We start from the raw sequence: 14,820 nt of genomic DNA, 5'->3' as shown, positions 1-14,820 counted from the left end.
ATGGTGGGTCCGTTCGAGGGCAGCCCGCAATCACTCATTCGAGTGGTTTGGAATAACCGAACAAATAGTACGACTCGATCACCTGATCGAAGTTCATTCGACTATTTATTCGAAAGTACTGGAATCCCGCACCCCATCTTCCCACGGCCCCGGCCCCGGCGACGGCGATTCGCCTGCTACAGCGGCCCGTTCCAGTCGAGCGTCGGCTCCAGCACCCCCTCCAGGGTGAGCAGCCAGCGCTTCACCTCGATCCCGACCCGGCCGCCGCCGAAACCGCCGATCCCGTCCGCCGCCACCACCCGGTGGCAGGGCACCAGCAGGGCGACGGGGTTGGCGGCCATCATCTGCCCGACCGTCCGGGCGGCCAGGCCGGGCTCCGTGACGTCCTCGAACACCCCACTGCGGGCGGCCAGTTCGCCGTAGGTGACGGTCCGGCCGTACGGCACCTCGCGCCAGAGCGTCTGCAGGACGGCGCGGTGCGGACCGGAGCTCAGGCTCCAGTCGATCGGCAGGCCCAACTCGTGCGTGCGGCCCGCCAGGTAGGCGCCGATCCGCTCGGTGACGGCGGCGACCTTCGACTCGTCGGTGCACGGCGGCGCCTCGTCCTCGCGCCCGCCGTAGCCGGCCGCCGCCACGCCCAGCGGGGTCACCGCGATGTGCATCGGGCCGCTGGGCAGCGGCGTCGACACGGTCAGCCAGGACATCGACCAGGACTGCGGCACGCTCGGGCCCCCACCCTCCGCCGGACCGGCCGCCGGCCACCCCGGCACCCGGAGGACGTCCCCGCCCCGCGCGCCATCGTACGGCGGGCGGCCGACGGCCTGGCTGCGGTCGGTTGCCCGGTCATGGTCGGCAGCCTGATCGTGGCCGGTTGCCCGGTCGCGATCGGCTGCCCGGTCGCGATCGGTTTCCCGGCCGCGGTCGGCTTCGGTCAGAGCCGCCCCTTCAGCTGGGTGGCGAGCGCCTGCGACCAGTGCGCCAGGCCGGCGCGGTCCGGGGCGCGGCCCTCGCACAGGAGGGCGAGCTGCGCGTCGTTGATCCGGTTCGGGCCCGGAATCTCCAGCAGGTACGCCAGCTCGGCCAGTACGGTGGCGAGCCGCTCGGCGTCCGCGTGGTCCAGGGAGACCGCGGACTCGTGGTGGCTGATGGTGAGCGAACCGGGCATTGGACAACCTCCTCCATACCCCCGCACCCTCCACGGTACGACCGGGTCGGCCGCCCCGCCCGCCGCGGAGGCGTGCGTGCGCGGGTGGGGCAGCCGGTTGCGCTCCGGGGCCGGCCGGGCACGGTGCGCGGTGGGCCGCACCGGGGGCCGGGGGTGCGCCCCGAAGCCGTCCGAGGGGTGGGTCAGTTCTCCGGGCCCTCCTCCCAGCGGCGATTCCGCACCGCCGGTATGGCCAACACTACGGCTCCGGAGGCCAGTTGCCAGAGCGCGCCGGGCAGCAACACGCCGTCCGTCCCGAACCGGCCGGCCAACGGACCGGCCACCGCCAGGCCGAGCGGGCCGAGGGCGAAGGAACCGAGCGCGCCGAAGGAGGTCAGCCGGCCGAGCAGTTCCACCGGCACCCACTTCTGCGTCGTCGCGCTGTAGAGCGTCCCGCAGACCGCCGAACCGACCCCGGCCACCAGCGCACCGGCGACCACCCAGAGCAATGAAGCCCCGGCCGCGAGCGCCCCGGAGGGCAGCGCCCAGCCCAGGCCGGCCACGGTGGCCACCGCGAGCGGGCGGCCCGGCCTGCGGCCGAGCATCAGCAGTCCGCCGAGCACCGCGCCGGCGCCGTACACGCCCATCACCAGGCCCCAGGCGCGGGCGCCGCCGAGGTCCCGCTGCGCGGTGAGCGGGCCGAGCACCAGGAAGGGCGCCCAGACCAGCAGGTTGAACAGGCCCATCTGCGCGGTGGTGATCCACAGCCACGGGCGGGAAGTGAACTCCGACCAGCCGGCCCGCAGGTCGTCGAGCATCGAATCCCCGCCGCCGTCCGCCGGTCGGCGCTCGGGCAGCCGCAGCCTGGCCAGCGCGAGGGCGCCGACGCCGTACGTCACCGCGTCGACCAGCAGCACCGCGGCCGGGCCCTGCGCCGCGGTCACCAGGCCGGCCGCGGCCGGTCCGACCACCGTGGACACCGAACGGGACAGCCCCAGCAGGGTGTTGGCGTCCGCCATCAGCTCCTTGCGGCGCACCAGGTCCGGCACGATCGCGCCGAAGGCCGGCATGAACAGGCCCTCGCCGATCCCCCACACCGCGACCAGGGCGACCATCGCCCAGACCGGCGCGTGCCCGACCACCAGCAGCCCGGCGAACAGCGCCTGCACCAGGCCGCGCAGGACGTCCGAGCCCAGCATCACCCGACGGCTGCCGACCCGGTCGGCGATCACCCCGCCGGCCAGCAGCACCAGTACCACCGGGAGGATCCGGGCCGCCATCACCCAGCCCAGGTCGGTGCCGCTGCCACCGCCGTCGAGCACCGCGAACGCCACCGCCACCGGCGCCATCGAGGAGCCGAGGAGGGAGGTCGTGTACCCGGTGAAGAACCACATGAATTCGCGCTCGCCCAACACGGCGAGACGGTCTCCCAGGCGCCTTCGGCGGGCCGGGATCCGTTCGATGTCCACTGCCATGTGGAGAGAGTCTGGGGTTCCGGGGAGGCGGGATTCAAGGGTTTCCGGGAAAAACTTGAGCCCTGGGGCATCAATTTCTCGAATGGCGGCATCTGCCGCAGTAAATCAACGCGTCCAGGGGCCTCCACCTGCTCTTTACTGCGAATCCCGGGTATTCCCGGGTATTCTTTCGACGACTGATGATGGCCGATTTACTGCGGAAACAAGGTGACCGTGACAGACACCGCGACAGGGCTCCCACCGGTCGAGTACGCCGTCGCCGTCGAGCGCTACCTGGCCGCCTCCGGGCTCGCCGAAGGCTCCCGGCGGATCTACCGGATCGCGCTGCACACCTGGGCCTGGGCGCTCGCCGACCGGCCCGCCCCCATCGGCCCCGAACGGCGGCGCGCCAGGCCGCCCGTCCTGCCGCTGGCGCTGCTCGACCACCCGGACGCCGCCGATCGGCTCCGCGCCGCCGTCGCCCACCGCGGCACCGACACCGACCCGCGCACGCTCAACCGGGAGCTCTCCACCCTGCGCGCGGCCGCGGCCTGGTGGCGGGCCCGCGGCTGGATCGACGGCGACCCGACCGCCGACCTGCGCCCCCGCCCGCTGCCCGAACCAGCCCCGGCCGCAAGCCCGTTGACCCCCGACGAATTGCACGCCCTGTTCGCCCTCCGCGCGCCGCTGCGCGAGCAGACGCTCTGGCACCTGCTGCACGAGTCCGGCGCCGCGATCGAGACCGTCCTGGCCCTGGACACCGACCACCTCGACCTCCCCCGCCGCCGCACCCGCCCCGGGCATACCCCCGTCCACTGGCAGTCCGGCACCGCCCGTCTCCTCCCCCTCCTCCTCGCCGGCCGCAGCACGGGCCCGCTCTTCCTCACCGACCGCCGCGCCCCCGCCGGCACCCCCGCCCCCGACCGCTGCCCCTACACCGGCCGCGCCCGCCTCTCCTACCGCCGCGCCGCCGAACTCTTCGCCGGCCACAGCGGGAAGCTCGGGCCGGGCCGGACCCTCCGGCAGCTGCGAGCGGCGCGGTAGCCGAGGCTGCCCGGGTGCGGCCGGCGCCGGTCATTCCTCCGGCGGCACCCAACGGCGCCCCTGGGGGAGCAACTCGTCCAGGGTTTCGGCCAGTTGGGTCAGGCGCGGGCGGGCGGCGGGATCGAGGTGGAGGCAGTCGTCGATGGCGGCGGCGAGGGGGCGGGGAAGGCGGCGGCTGCGGGCGACCGGGGGGACCGGGCCGTGCGGGGACGGGCCGGGGAAGGGAGTGGTGCCGGTGGCGGCTTCGTAGAGGGTGATGCCGATGCCCCAGACGTCGGTGGCCGCCGTGAGCAGGCCGCCGGAGGCCTGTTCGGGGGCGAGGTAGCCGTCCGTGCCGATGCCGGGGGTGCCCGGGCCCGGAGGGCGGGCGATGCTGAGGTCGAGCACGATAGCGCGCCGGCAGTCGATCACGATGTTGGAGGGCTTGAGGTCGAGGTGCAGGAGGCCCTGCCCGTGCAGGTAGCGGGTTGCCGAGCAGAGGTGCAGTCCGAGCATGGCCAGGTCGGTGGCGGCGGGGCGGCGCGGTCGGGTGTCCAGCAGGTGGGCGAGGGTTTCGCCGGTGAGGGTCTCCAGCACGGCGTACGGCTGCGGGCGCTCGCCCGTGCCGTAGCCGCGCACCAGGTGCGGGTGGGTGAACTTGGCCAGCCAGCGGCCTTCGCGGAGCAGGCGCTCGCGGAGTCGGCGGTCGCGGCGGCGGTCGGGCCGGAGCACCTTGACCACGCAGCGGCAGTCCCGTTCCTCGCTCCAGCAGTCGTACACGTCGAGCCAGCCGGTGCGGCACAGATGTGCCAGGACGCGGTAGCCGGGGGCGATGGACTCGCCTGCGGGGAGCGGCTGTCGGGAGCCCATCAGGCCACCCCCTGGAGCGGTGGCCGGTGCAGCCCGTCGAGCCGGGCGTAGCCGTCGTCGCGGGCGAGCAGTTCCCGGTGGGTGCCGCAGGCGGCGACGCAGCCGCCGCGGAGCAGCACGATCCGGTCGGCGTTCCGTACGGTCAGCAGGTTGTGCGAGATGATGATCGTCGTCCGGCCGCGCATCAGCCTGCCCAGCGGCTCCAGGATCCGCCGTCCGGACTCCGCGTCCAGCCCTGTGGTCGGCTCGTCGAGCAGCAGGACGGGCGCGTCCCGGACCATCGCCCGGGCGATCGCGATCCGCTGCCGCTGCCCGCCGGAGAGCAGGCCGCCCTGCCGGCCCACCAGCGTGTCGTAGCCGTCCGGCAGCCGGCTGACGAACTCGTGGGCGTCGGCGGCCTTCGCGGCCGCGACGACCTGGGCGTCGGTCGCGCCCGGCCGCCCGTAGGCGATGTTCTCCCGGACGGTGCCGTGGATCACCAGGGTCTCCTGCAGCAGGACCGCGATGTGCTCGCGCAGGTCGGACAGGGCGAGTTCGCGCAGGTCGATGCCGTCGAGCCGGACGGCCCCGCGCTCGGGGTCGTAGAAGCGCAGCAGCAGCTTGGCGCTCGTCGACTTGCCCGCCCCGCTCTCCCCCACCAGGGCGACCGTCTCGCCCGGCTCGGCGCGGAAGGACACGTCGAACAGCGCCACCCGGGTCGTGCCGGGGTAGCGGAACCACACCCGGTCGAAGGCCACCGCGCCGCGGATCCGGCCGGGGCGCAGCGGGGTCGGCGGATCGGCCACCTGCGGCCGCTGGTCAAGCAGTTCGATGATCCGCTCGGCGGCGGCCGAGGCGGAGTAGAAGCCGTTGCTGAGCCGCGAGATGCCCCGGATCGGGCTGTACAGCCGACTCAGCAGAGCGACGAAGACGAGGAGTTCGCCGAGTGTCAGACGGCCGGTGGCGAGTTCCCAGGCGCCCAGCCCGAGCACGATCAGCGCGCCGACCAGCTCCAGCAGCTCCACGATCGGCGCGAACAGGGCCCGCAGCCGGGTCGCGGCCATGGTCGCCCGGAACCGCGCCAGGTTCTCCCGGTGGAACCGGTCCTGCTCCCAGTCCTGCCGGTTGTACGCCTGCACCAGCGCGATGTTGTCGAGGGTCTCCTCGGCGAGCGCGCTCACCGAGCCGCTGCGCCGCCGCCGCTCCCGCGACGCGGCCTTCACCAGCACGGAGAAGCGCCGCGCGGTGAACCAGAACACCGGCGCGACGACGAGGGCCACCGCGGCGAGGTCCCACCGCAGGTAGAACAGCACGGCGAGGAAGACGGCCAGCTCGGCGACGTACGCGACCGCGTCGAGGACGCCCGAGAGGAGGAAGGTCTCGACCGCCTCGACGTCCGAGGTCAGCCGCGACAGGACGTCGCCGAGCCGCCGCCGCTCGAAGAAACCCAGGGAGAGGCCCTGCAGATGCCGGAACACGTCCGTGCGCAGGGCGAACAGGAAGCGCTCGCTGACCCAGGTCGAGGTCGTCTCGTCGGCGAAGCGCAGACCCCCCGCCACCAGCGTCAGCCCGGCGTAGCCGAGCGCGACCGGCAGGAACAGCCCGAGCCTGCGCGGCACCAGCACATCGTCGACGACGACCTTGAACAGCCAGATCGCGGCCACGTCGACCAGCGGCCCGAGCAGGACGAACCCCAGCAACAGGGCCAGCCAGCGCCGACCGCCGCGGGTGTAGGGCCAGAACCGCCCGAACGTCCGCCGCAGCGGGACGGCCGGGGCCGGTTCGACGACCGGGTCCGCCCGGCCGTCGCCGTCACCCGCGTCGACGGCCATCAGGCGCCGCAGCGACCACACGGTACGAATCCAGCCCATGGGACGTGGCCGGGCCTGTGACGGCCCGGCCCTGACAGGACGGCGAAGCCGTCAGTGCCGCGAGTTGCTTCCACGACGGCGGCGACGGTCGTTCGTCTTCGAGTGCCTGGTCTCCTTGCCGGTCCCGGTCCGCTTGCGCGGATGCCGCATCGCCGGCACCAGGTTGGCCAGCATGCTCATCGCTGTCACCTCTCTGTTGGTCCCGCTCGGTCCCCCACCCAGAGGTACGCGCCGGGGGGCGGGGGCGCTCACCGGCGCGTCGATGCGATGCGGAGGGTCTTCGTGGGCGGTGCGGAGTGACTTCGTGGGCGGTGCGGAGTGTTCGTCGGTGCCGGTGCGGGTGCTTCCGGCGGCACCGGGCGGCGACGTCACGGCCCGCGGTGACGTCGCCGCCCGCAGCCGTTACGCAGCCGATGGCCGACCGTGACACGACCGGCCGAGGACCGCGACACGGCCCTCCTACCGTCACTGTCGACGCCCCGGCCGTAGCGGCCGCGCCGGCCGTACCGGCTCCGGCTGTACCGGCCGGTGGGCGTCCGTGACGAGGACGTGCGCGTCCGGCGCCGACGACGAACGTCCGCGACCGCTGCGCATCACGCCGCGTCACGCGATCCGCGACGTCCCGAGCGACGCGATTCGCGAGGCCGCGCGTGACGCGATCGGTCCGCACCGACGACCGACGTACACCACCGATGCAGATGGAGAACACCGCATGAGCACGAGCAGGAGCCGTACCGACCGTTCGCCCGCCCGCCGCCTCCTGGCGGCCTGCACCCTGACCGGGGCCGCACTGCTGACCGTCCTCACCGGCGGGCAGGCCTGGGCCGACGGCGCGCCGAAGCCCGTCGCGACCGCCCCGGGCGGCGCCGTCGCCTCGCCGGCTTCGGGCGCCGTGCCCACCGCCGCCCCGGCGCCGGCCAACCCGAAGGCCCCCGCCGCCGTGGCCTCGCCGTCCGAGAGCCCGCGGGCCGTGCCCACCCCGCAGGCCCCCAACGGCGCCCAGCCGCAGGTCCGTGAGGTGCCGAAGGGCGCCGCGCAGGCCGGTGACGGCTCCGGTGCCGCCGACGGCTCCGGCCTGATGCTCGCGGGCGGCGGCGCCGTCGCGGCCGTCGGCGCCGGGGCGCTGGGCTTCGCCGTCCTGCGCCGCCGTTCCGGTGCGCGCGGCTGACACCGGTCCCGAGTCCGCCGGGCACCCCGGCGCCGTTCCCCCGCACCTGGCCAGGCGGGGAAGCGGCGCCGGGGCCGCCCCGGCGGTGGGGACCGGCAGCCACCGCGACGTCGGGGCCGGGCAGGCCCGCGGCCGCGGGCACGCGCGCGGGCGGCGTCGAGCCGCCAGACCCGGGCCGAGCGCCCTGCGCCGTACGGCCTTCGGCGCGGCGGGCCTGCTCTGCGTGGTGCTCGGCACCTCGCTGGCGCTCTCCGGCCGGGACACCCCGGTGGTGCGGATCGAGACCTCCGGCCACGGCACCGCCGACACCCCGCCCGCGGCACCGGCCACCGGGGCCGCCTCGGCCCCCACGAGCGCCGTGCCCGGCGCGCCGAAGCCCTTCGCGCCCTCGCCGCCGACCCGCCTGCTGATCCCCTCCGCCGGGGTGGACGCGCCGGTGACCGACCTCGGCCTGAACTCCGACGGGACGGTCCAGGTGCCGCCCGCCGACCGGGGCGACGAGGTCGGCTGGTACCGCAACGGCCCCACCCCGGGCGAGACCGGGCCCGCCGTCCTGATCGGGCACTACGACACCGTGCACGGCCCGGCGGTCTTCCGGCAGCTGCCGAAACTGCAGCCCGGCGAGCTGATCCGGGTACGGCGCGCGGACGGCAGCACCGTGGACTTCAAGGTCCGTACGCTGCTCCAGGCCGCCAAGGACGGCTTCCCCACCGAGCAGGTCTACGGTGACACGCCCGCACCCGCGCTGCGGCTGATCACCTGCGGCGGGCGGATCGGTTCGGACGGCCACTGGACGGACAACATCATCGTGCTGGCGGACCTGGCCTGACCGGGCCCGACCTGCCCGTCGTCCCGGCCTGACCCGCGCCGCTCCGGCCCGGGCGGAACCGCGGGCCGCCGTCCGGGCGACCTACCACCAGGACGGCCACGGGGCGACGAACCGGCACCGCGCCGCAGACCAGGAGGACGAACACCGACCGTGGCAGCATCACCCGCACCCCGTCGCCGGCCCGGCGCCGTCCCCGTGGCGGCCCTGGCCGGCCTGGTCGTTCTCCTCGCCCTCGCCGCCCTGGCCTTCGGCCGGGCCACCCCCGGCGGCCTGCGGGACCAGGGCCCGGCCCGGGCCGTCACGCCATCGCCCGTCCCCCGGCCGCTCTGGCCGAACCTGGCCTCCTCGCAGTCGACGCCCCCGCCCGACACCGGGGCCGGCGGCGCCACCCAGGCGCCACCGCAGCCCGTACCGGACCTGACCGTCCCAGGGCGCGACATCACCGCGCTCGACGTCCGCACCATCCTCGCCAAGGACCCGGCGGTGACCCCGGAGGAGCGGCAGGCGCTCGGCTCCTGCACCGGGTGCGAGGTCCGCAGCCCCGAGTTCCGCGACCTCACCGGGGACGGACGGCTCTCGCTGATCACCACCGTCAGCACCCCCGGACCGGTGGTGCTGCACGTCTACACCCTCGCCCCCACCGAGGACCGGCTCCTGCCCGTCCTGCGGGTGCAGGTCCAACGGACCTTCAGCGCCGAGACCATCGGCTCCGAACTGTGGCTGTACGAGTCGACCAGCGTCTACGTCCGCACCAGCAGCCACTACCGCTGGGACGGGGTCAGGCTCGTCCTGCTGGAACGCAAGGACGAAGGCCTCGGCGTGCTGCCGCCCACCGGCCCGGACAGCGCCCAACCGCCCAGCGCCAGCCCCAGGTCCCCCGCGTCGCCGGCCCGCTCCCCCGTCGTCGGACCGCCGGAACCGGCCCCCGGCGCGGCCGTCCCCTCCGCGCGCGCGGCCCGCCCGACCTCCCAGCCCGCCGCCCCCACCGCGACCCCGGAGCCGAAGCGATGACCGCCCCCGCCCACCCGCACATCCTCCTGGTCGAGGACGACGAGGTGATCCGCGAGGCCACCCGGATGGCCCTGGAGCGCTACGGCTTCCCGGTCACCACCGCCGCCGACGGCCTGGAGGGCCTGGAGGCCTTCCACGCCGTCCGGCCCGACCTGCTCCTGCTGGACGTCATGCTGCCGCTGCTCGACGGGGTCGGCCTCTGCCGCCGGATCCGCGAGGAGAGCCAGCTGCCGATCCTGATGATGTCCGCGCGCACCGACCCGGTGGACGTGGTCTCCGGGCTGGAGGCCGGCGCGGACGACTACGTCGTCAAGCCCTTCGAGAGCGCCGTCCTGGTCGCCCGGATCCGTACGGTGCTGCGCCGCATCCGCGTCGTCCCGGCGGCCGACGCGCCCGGCATCCCCTCGGCCGACTCCCCGGCAGCCGGCTCCCCCACAGTCGGCATCCCCGCAGCCGCGACCGACGCCCCGCAGCCCCCGGACGCCCCTGCGCCCCCGTTCTCCGCCGCCGTCCGCAGCTTCGACGGCCTGCGAGTGGACACCGACAGCATGGAGGTGCGGGTCGACGACCGCCTCGTCCCGCTCACCCCCACCGAACTGCGGCTGCTGCTGGAGTTCACCGCCGCGCCCGGCATCGTGCTGGAGCGCTCCACCCTGCTCGAACGGGTCTGGGACTACGAGTGGGGCGCCGACACCCGGGTCGTGGACGTCCACGTGCAGCGGCTGCGCGCCAAGATCGGCTCCGGCCGGATCGAGACCGTCCGCGGGTTCGGCTACAAGCTTCGGCGCCCGGCATGACCCTGCGCCGCCAGATCGCCACCGCCGTCGCCGCCATCTCCGTCCTGGTCGCGGTGGCCGTCGGCCTGCTGGTCCACCAGGCGATGATCCGTCAGCACGTCGACCAGGCCCGCGCCACCGCGCTCGCCGCCCTCGACTCGGCCCTGACCGACTACGGCCGCAACCGCGAACTGGCCGGCCGGGGCGCCGCACTGGACGACCCCGCCCTGCCCGGCCCCCTGCGCGCCCTCGCCGGGGGCGGCCGACAGGGCTCACTGCTCGCGGCCGACGGGAAGGGCGAGTCGATGTGGGCGGCCTCCCCGGTCCAGGACGGGGTGCTCTCCGTCCGGGTGGACTTCGCCCAGGACCGGCAGGCCATCGCCGACCTGGACCGGATCATCCTGCTCACCGTCGTCGCCGCGGTCTTCACCACCGTGCTGGCCGGCGTGCTCGTCGCGGACCGGATCAGCCGCCGCCTGCGCACCGCCGCCACGGCCGCCCGGGGCATCGCCGCCGGCGGGACGGACACCCGGATCGGCGAACTCGTCGACGGCAAGGACGAGGTCGCCGACCTCGCCGCCGCCGTCGACCTGATGTCCCGCACCCTGCACCGCCGCCTCGCCGACGAGCAGCGCTTCACCGCCGACGTCGCCCACGAGCTGCGCACCCCGCTCACCGGCCTCGTCACGGCCGCCGAACTGCTGCCGCCCGGCCGCCCCACCCAGCTCGTCCAGAACCGGGTCCAAGCCCTGCGCGGCCTGGTCGAGGACCTCCTGGAGGTCTCCCGCCTCGACGCGGACGCCGAGTCCCCCGACCTCTGCGCCGTCCCCCTGGAACGCGCGGTGCGCCGCACCGTCTCCCTCACCGGACTGGACGTCACGGTCGAGGTCACCGGAGCCACCGCCGACCGGCAGGTCCGCACCGACCTGCGCCGACTGGACCGCATCCTCGGCAACCTGATCCTCAACGCCCACCGCCACGGCGCGGCCCCGGTCCACCTCCACGTCGACGGCCACCGCATCACCGTCCGCGACCACGGCCCCGGCTACCCCGACGACCTGCTCCGGCACGGCCCCCAGCGCTTCCGCACCAACGTCCCCGAACGCGGCCGCGGCCACGGCCTCGGCCTCACCATCGCCACCGGCCACACCCGCGTCATCGGCGCCACCCTCGCCTTCGCCAACCACCCCGCCGGCGGCGCCCTCGCCACCCTCACCCTCCCACCCGACTGACGCCCCGGGCCGGTCCGCTGACCCATGGCACGGGCTTCGGCCGCCTTTGGCCGCAGTCCTTTGCCGACGCTAAGGTGTGGCGCCTACGCGGCGGATCGCTCCCCTGAGGAAGGTTGGGATGGGGCTCATGGATGCAGACCACGCGGGGCTGGTGGTCGCGGCGCAGGCCGGTGACGACCGGGCGCGCGAGGAGCTGATCGCCGCGTACCTGCCGTTGCTCTACAACATCGTCGGGCGTGCGCTGAGCGGACATGCCGACGTCGACGACGTCGTCCAGGAAACCCTGCTGCGCGTGGTGCGCGACCTGCCTGCCCTGCGTGCCCCGGAGAGCTTCCGGTCCTGGCTGGTGTCGATCACGCTCCGTCAGATCAGTACCCACCGCCACCGGCAACGCGTCTTCGCCGGCCGGAGCGCGGTCATCGACGAGGCGCACCAGATACCGGACGCCGGCGCCGAATCCGAGGACATGACGATCCTGCGTCTGCACGTGTCGGACGAGCGCCGCCAGGTCGTCGAAGCCGGCCGGTGGCTCGACCCGGACCATCGGGTGCTGCTGTCGCTGTGGTGGCAGGAAGGCGCCGGCTCGCTGAGCCGTGACGACCTCGCCGCCGCGACGGGGCTCACGGCCGCCCACATCGGAGTGCGCCTGCAACGCATGCGCGAGCAGCTGGATCTGAGCCGGACGATCGTCGCCTCGCTGAACGCCGACCCGCGCTGTCCGCAGTTGGACGAGACCGTCGTCGGCTGGGACGGTCGCCCCGCATCGGTGTGGCGCAAGCGGATCGCGCGGCACACCCGCGGATGCCCGGTCTGCGCGGCGACGACGGCCGAACGGATTCCGGCCGAACTCCTGCTCCTCGGCGTCGCGCCGCTGGCGGTCCCGGCCGGGCTCATCGCCGCGCTGGCCGCCAAGGGCTTGCTGTCGGGTACGGCCGCGAGCGCCGCCGGGCTGGCCACGGCACAGGTCGCGGCGGGCACGGCGACGGGGGGAGGCGGCCTGCACAGCTCGCTGATCGCCAAACTCTCCGCGGTGACCGCTCATCCGCTGGTGAGCCTCGCCACCGGCGCGGTGCTCATCACCGGCGCCGCCACCACCTACGCGACCTGGCCCGAACCGGCGCCTCGGGTGCCCGGCGTCACCGCCGCTCCCGCGGTCGGCAGTCCCACGCCGACCTCGCCGGGCACCACCGCGTCGGCCGGACCGTCTCCGGTGAGCCCGTCCGCCATCGCAGCCGTGGTTCCGCTGGGCGCACAGTCGCTGGAGTCCGTGGACGACCCCGCCCTGTACCTCACGTACACCGGCGACTTCGCGACGCTCGGCCGCGTCGACGCGTCCAGCAGCGCGCAGACGCGGCAGCGGGTCACCTTCACGGTCATCGGGGGCCTGGCCGACACCCGGTGCGTCACCTTCCGCGCCGCCGACGGCCGCTATCTGCGCCATCGCGACCTGCGGCTACGGCTGAGCACCGACGACGGCAGCGGGCTGTTCCGTGAGGACGCCACCTTCTGTCCGCTCCCCGGGGCGGTGGCCGGGTCGGTGACCCTGCACGCGCACAACTATCCCGGATCGGTACTCCGCTACCGCGACGGTGGCATCTGGCTCGACGGCTCCGACGGCACTCGGGCCTTCGCCGGCCAGGCTTCCTTCATCATCCGCAAGGCCTGACGGGGACGACCAGGCCGCAGGGCTCGGCGTAACGCTTTCCGCCTGCGAGATGCATCACCGGGCAATCGTCCGGATCGCGCCACCTTTTTCGTTACGGGGCCGTGAGTCCGGAGGCCTCCCATGTGTGGGGTGCTCTTCCCGCCGCTCACCCTGACGGGCCGGCATGGGAGGTGCTTCCCCACTGAGGAATCCCCGGAAGAAAGCCGCTCCAATGATGCGACACACCCACGAACCCCCGGCCGAGGCGCGCACGATCGCGGCGCCAAGGGTGACCCGCAGCCCGCGGGGAGAGTCATGAAGGGCCTGCACCGGCTCAGCCGGCGTCGCCAGGTAGTGGCGGTAGCAACGTCGGCCGCGGCGCTGGTGGCCGGTGTCGTGGCGCTCCTCCCCAATTCCGCCGGAGCCGCCGCCCTGGGTGCCCAGGCGACCCCCTCCGGCAGGTACTTCGGCACCGCTGTGGCCGCCGGCCGACTCGGGGACTCGACGTACACCGCGATCGCGGACCGGGAGTTCAACATGATCACCCCGGAGAACGAGATGAAGTGGGACGCGATCGAGCCGTCCCGCGGCAACTTCAACTTCGGGAGCGCCGACTCGATCGTCAACCACGCCTCGGCGCACGGCCAGCGGATGCGCGGCCACACCCTGGTCTGGCACTCGCAGCTCCCGTCCTGGGTCAGCTCTATCGGCGACGCGAACACCCTGCGCGGCGTGATGGACAACCACATCACCACCGAGATGTCCCACTACAAGGGCAAGATCTACGCCTGGGACGTCGTCAACGAGGCCTTCGCCGACGACGGCAGCGGCCGGCACCGCAGCTCGGTGTTCCAGAACGTGCTGGGCGACGGCTTCATCGAGGAGGCCTTCCGCACCGCCCGGAACGTCGACCCCTCGGCCAAGCTCTGCTACAACGACTACAACATCGAGAACTGGACCGACGCCAAGACCCAGGGCGTCTACACCATGGTCAAGGACTTCAAGTCCCGCGGCGTGCCGATCGACTGCGTCGGCTTCCAGAGCCACTTCGGCGCCGGCGGCCCGCCGTCCAACTTCCAGACCACACTGTCCAATTTCGCCGCTCTGGGCGTTGACGTCCAGCTCACCGAGCTCGACATCGCCCAGGCGTCCACCACCGCGTACGCCAACGCGGTGAACGCCTGCCTGTCCGTCGCCCGGTGCACCGGCATCACGGTATGGGGCATCCGCGACAGCGACTCCTGGCGCAGTGGCGAGAACCCCCTGCTGTTCGACCGCAACGGCAACCCCAAGCCCGCCTACACCGCCGTCATGAACGCCTTCAAGGCCGCCTCCGGCACCGGAACGGGTGGGACGAACGGAGGGAGCGGCGCCGGGGAGATCAAGGGCGTCGCCTCCGGTCGTTGCATCGACATCAACGGCTTCACCACCGTCAACGACACCCAGGCGCAGCTGTGGGACTGCAACGGACAGACCAACCAGCGGTGGACCTACACCTCTGGCAAGCAGCTGATGGTCTACGGAAAGAAGTGCCTGGCCGCCAAGGCCAAGGGCACCAGCAATGGCACGGCAGCGGTCATCGGGGACTGCAACGGCGGCGCCGACCAGCAGTGGAACATCAACGCGGACGGCTCGATCGCCGGCGTCCGGTCCGGGCTGTGCCTCGACGCCGTCGGCGCGGGCACCGCCAACGCCACCAAGATCCAGCTGTACACCTGCTGGTCCGGCGGCAGCAACCAGAAGTGGACCGGCCTGTCCGGGACGTCGACCCCACCGGGCGGCAACTGCACCCTGCCGTCGACGTACCGCTGGTCGTCG

Annotated in this window: 14 protein-coding genes; 8 read left to right on the top strand and 6 right to left on the bottom strand. The window is 74.0% G+C overall.

Translation table 11 applies throughout. The annotated features are described in order from the left end of the window. Nucleotides 1–176 precede the first annotated feature (176 nt). The 3 genes from ACIBEC_RS32090 to ACIBEC_RS32080 form a co-directional block, all read right to left on the bottom strand. A complete protein-coding gene (locus ACIBEC_RS32090) occupies nt 177–722 on the bottom strand; it encodes a methylated-DNA--[protein]-cysteine S-methyltransferase (protein WP_360495789.1) in 546 nt (181 codons plus the stop codon). A gap of 209 nt (nt 723–931) precedes the next feature. Next, entirely contained in the window at nt 932–1,165 is a 234-nt protein-coding gene (locus ACIBEC_RS32085; protein WP_360495792.1) for a hypothetical protein, read from the bottom strand. A gap of 182 nt (nt 1,166–1,347) precedes the next feature. Then, nucleotides 1,348–2,619: an MFS transporter gene (locus ACIBEC_RS32080; protein WP_360495795.1), complete on the bottom strand. Its 1,272-nt coding sequence runs from the start codon at nt 2,617–2,619 to the stop codon at nt 1,348–1,350. 213 nt (nt 2,620–2,832) lie between these two features. Between ACIBEC_RS32080 and ACIBEC_RS32075 the strand changes: the two genes are divergently transcribed. Then, nucleotides 2,833–3,642 (top strand): hypothetical protein, encoded by an 810-nt coding sequence (locus ACIBEC_RS32075; protein ID WP_360495798.1) that lies wholly within the window; start codon nt 2,833–2,835, stop codon nt 3,640–3,642. A 30-nt stretch (nt 3,643–3,672) separates the two neighbouring features. Here the strand turns inward: ACIBEC_RS32075 and ACIBEC_RS32070 are convergent, their stop codons facing one another. From ACIBEC_RS32070 to ACIBEC_RS32060, 3 genes are read right to left on the bottom strand one after another with little or no spacing between them, the layout of a single operon-like run. Continuing rightward, nucleotides 3,673–4,491, bottom strand: a complete 819-nt coding sequence (locus ACIBEC_RS32070) for a serine/threonine-protein kinase (RefSeq protein ID WP_360495801.1) — start codon at nt 4,489–4,491, stop codon at nt 3,673–3,675. After that, nucleotides 4,491–6,341, bottom strand: coding sequence for an ABC transporter ATP-binding protein (locus ACIBEC_RS32065; RefSeq protein ID WP_360495804.1), 1,851 nt, complete (start codon nt 6,339–6,341; stop codon nt 4,491–4,493). The genes ACIBEC_RS32070 and ACIBEC_RS32065 overlap by 1 nt, the downstream gene beginning before the upstream one ends. Nucleotides 6,342–6,392: 51 nt before the next feature. Further along, nucleotides 6,393–6,521 carry a hypothetical protein gene (locus tag ACIBEC_RS32060; RefSeq protein WP_360495807.1) on the bottom strand — a complete coding sequence of 43 codons (129 nt, stop codon included), beginning with the start codon at nt 6,519–6,521 and terminating at the stop codon, nt 6,393–6,395. Nucleotides 6,522–7,053: 532 nt separating this feature from the next. On the opposite strand from ACIBEC_RS32060, the gene ACIBEC_RS32055 reads away from it, so the two are divergent. The 7 genes from ACIBEC_RS32055 to ACIBEC_RS32025 form a co-directional block, all read left to right on the top strand. Beyond that, on the top strand, nt 7,054–7,509 hold the full coding sequence (locus tag ACIBEC_RS32055; RefSeq protein WP_360495810.1) for a hypothetical protein: 456 nt from the start codon (nt 7,054–7,056) through the stop codon (nt 7,507–7,509). Beyond that, nucleotides 7,496–8,338 (top strand): class F sortase, encoded by an 843-nt coding sequence (locus tag ACIBEC_RS32050; RefSeq protein ID WP_360495812.1) that lies wholly within the window; start codon nt 7,496–7,498, stop codon nt 8,336–8,338. The genes ACIBEC_RS32055 and ACIBEC_RS32050 overlap by 14 nt, the downstream gene beginning before the upstream one ends. Nucleotides 8,339–8,488: 150 nt before the next feature. Next, nucleotides 8,489–9,349 carry a hypothetical protein gene (locus ACIBEC_RS32045; RefSeq protein ID WP_360495815.1) on the top strand — a complete coding sequence of 287 codons (861 nt, stop codon included), beginning with the start codon at nt 8,489–8,491 and terminating at the stop codon, nt 9,347–9,349. Continuing rightward, nucleotides 9,346–10,146: a response regulator transcription factor gene (locus tag ACIBEC_RS32040; RefSeq protein WP_360495818.1), complete on the top strand. Its 801-nt coding sequence runs from the start codon at nt 9,346–9,348 to the stop codon at nt 10,144–10,146. Before ACIBEC_RS32045 ends, ACIBEC_RS32040 begins: the two co-directional genes overlap by 4 nt. Then, nucleotides 10,143–11,357 (top strand): HAMP domain-containing sensor histidine kinase, encoded by a 1,215-nt coding sequence (locus ACIBEC_RS32035; RefSeq protein WP_360495821.1) that lies wholly within the window; start codon nt 10,143–10,145, stop codon nt 11,355–11,357. Before ACIBEC_RS32040 ends, ACIBEC_RS32035 begins: the two co-directional genes overlap by 4 nt. Nucleotides 11,358–11,484: 127 nt before the next feature. Further along, nucleotides 11,485–13,023: a sigma-70 family RNA polymerase sigma factor gene (locus tag ACIBEC_RS32030; protein WP_360495823.1), complete on the top strand. Its 1,539-nt coding sequence runs from the start codon at nt 11,485–11,487 to the stop codon at nt 13,021–13,023. Between the two features lie 294 nt (nt 13,024–13,317). Then, nucleotides 13,318–14,820 (top strand): endo-1,4-beta-xylanase (locus tag ACIBEC_RS32025; RefSeq protein WP_396289507.1); only part of this gene is annotated, 1,503 nt, incomplete at its 3' end.

This window comes from Kitasatospora sp. NPDC051164, assembly GCF_044455625.1.
GTDB lineage: Bacteria > Actinomycetota > Actinomycetes > Streptomycetales > Streptomycetaceae > Kitasatospora.
The sequence above is the reverse complement of the archived record's forward strand: the minus strand, read 5'-3'. Positions and strand labels throughout refer to the sequence as shown.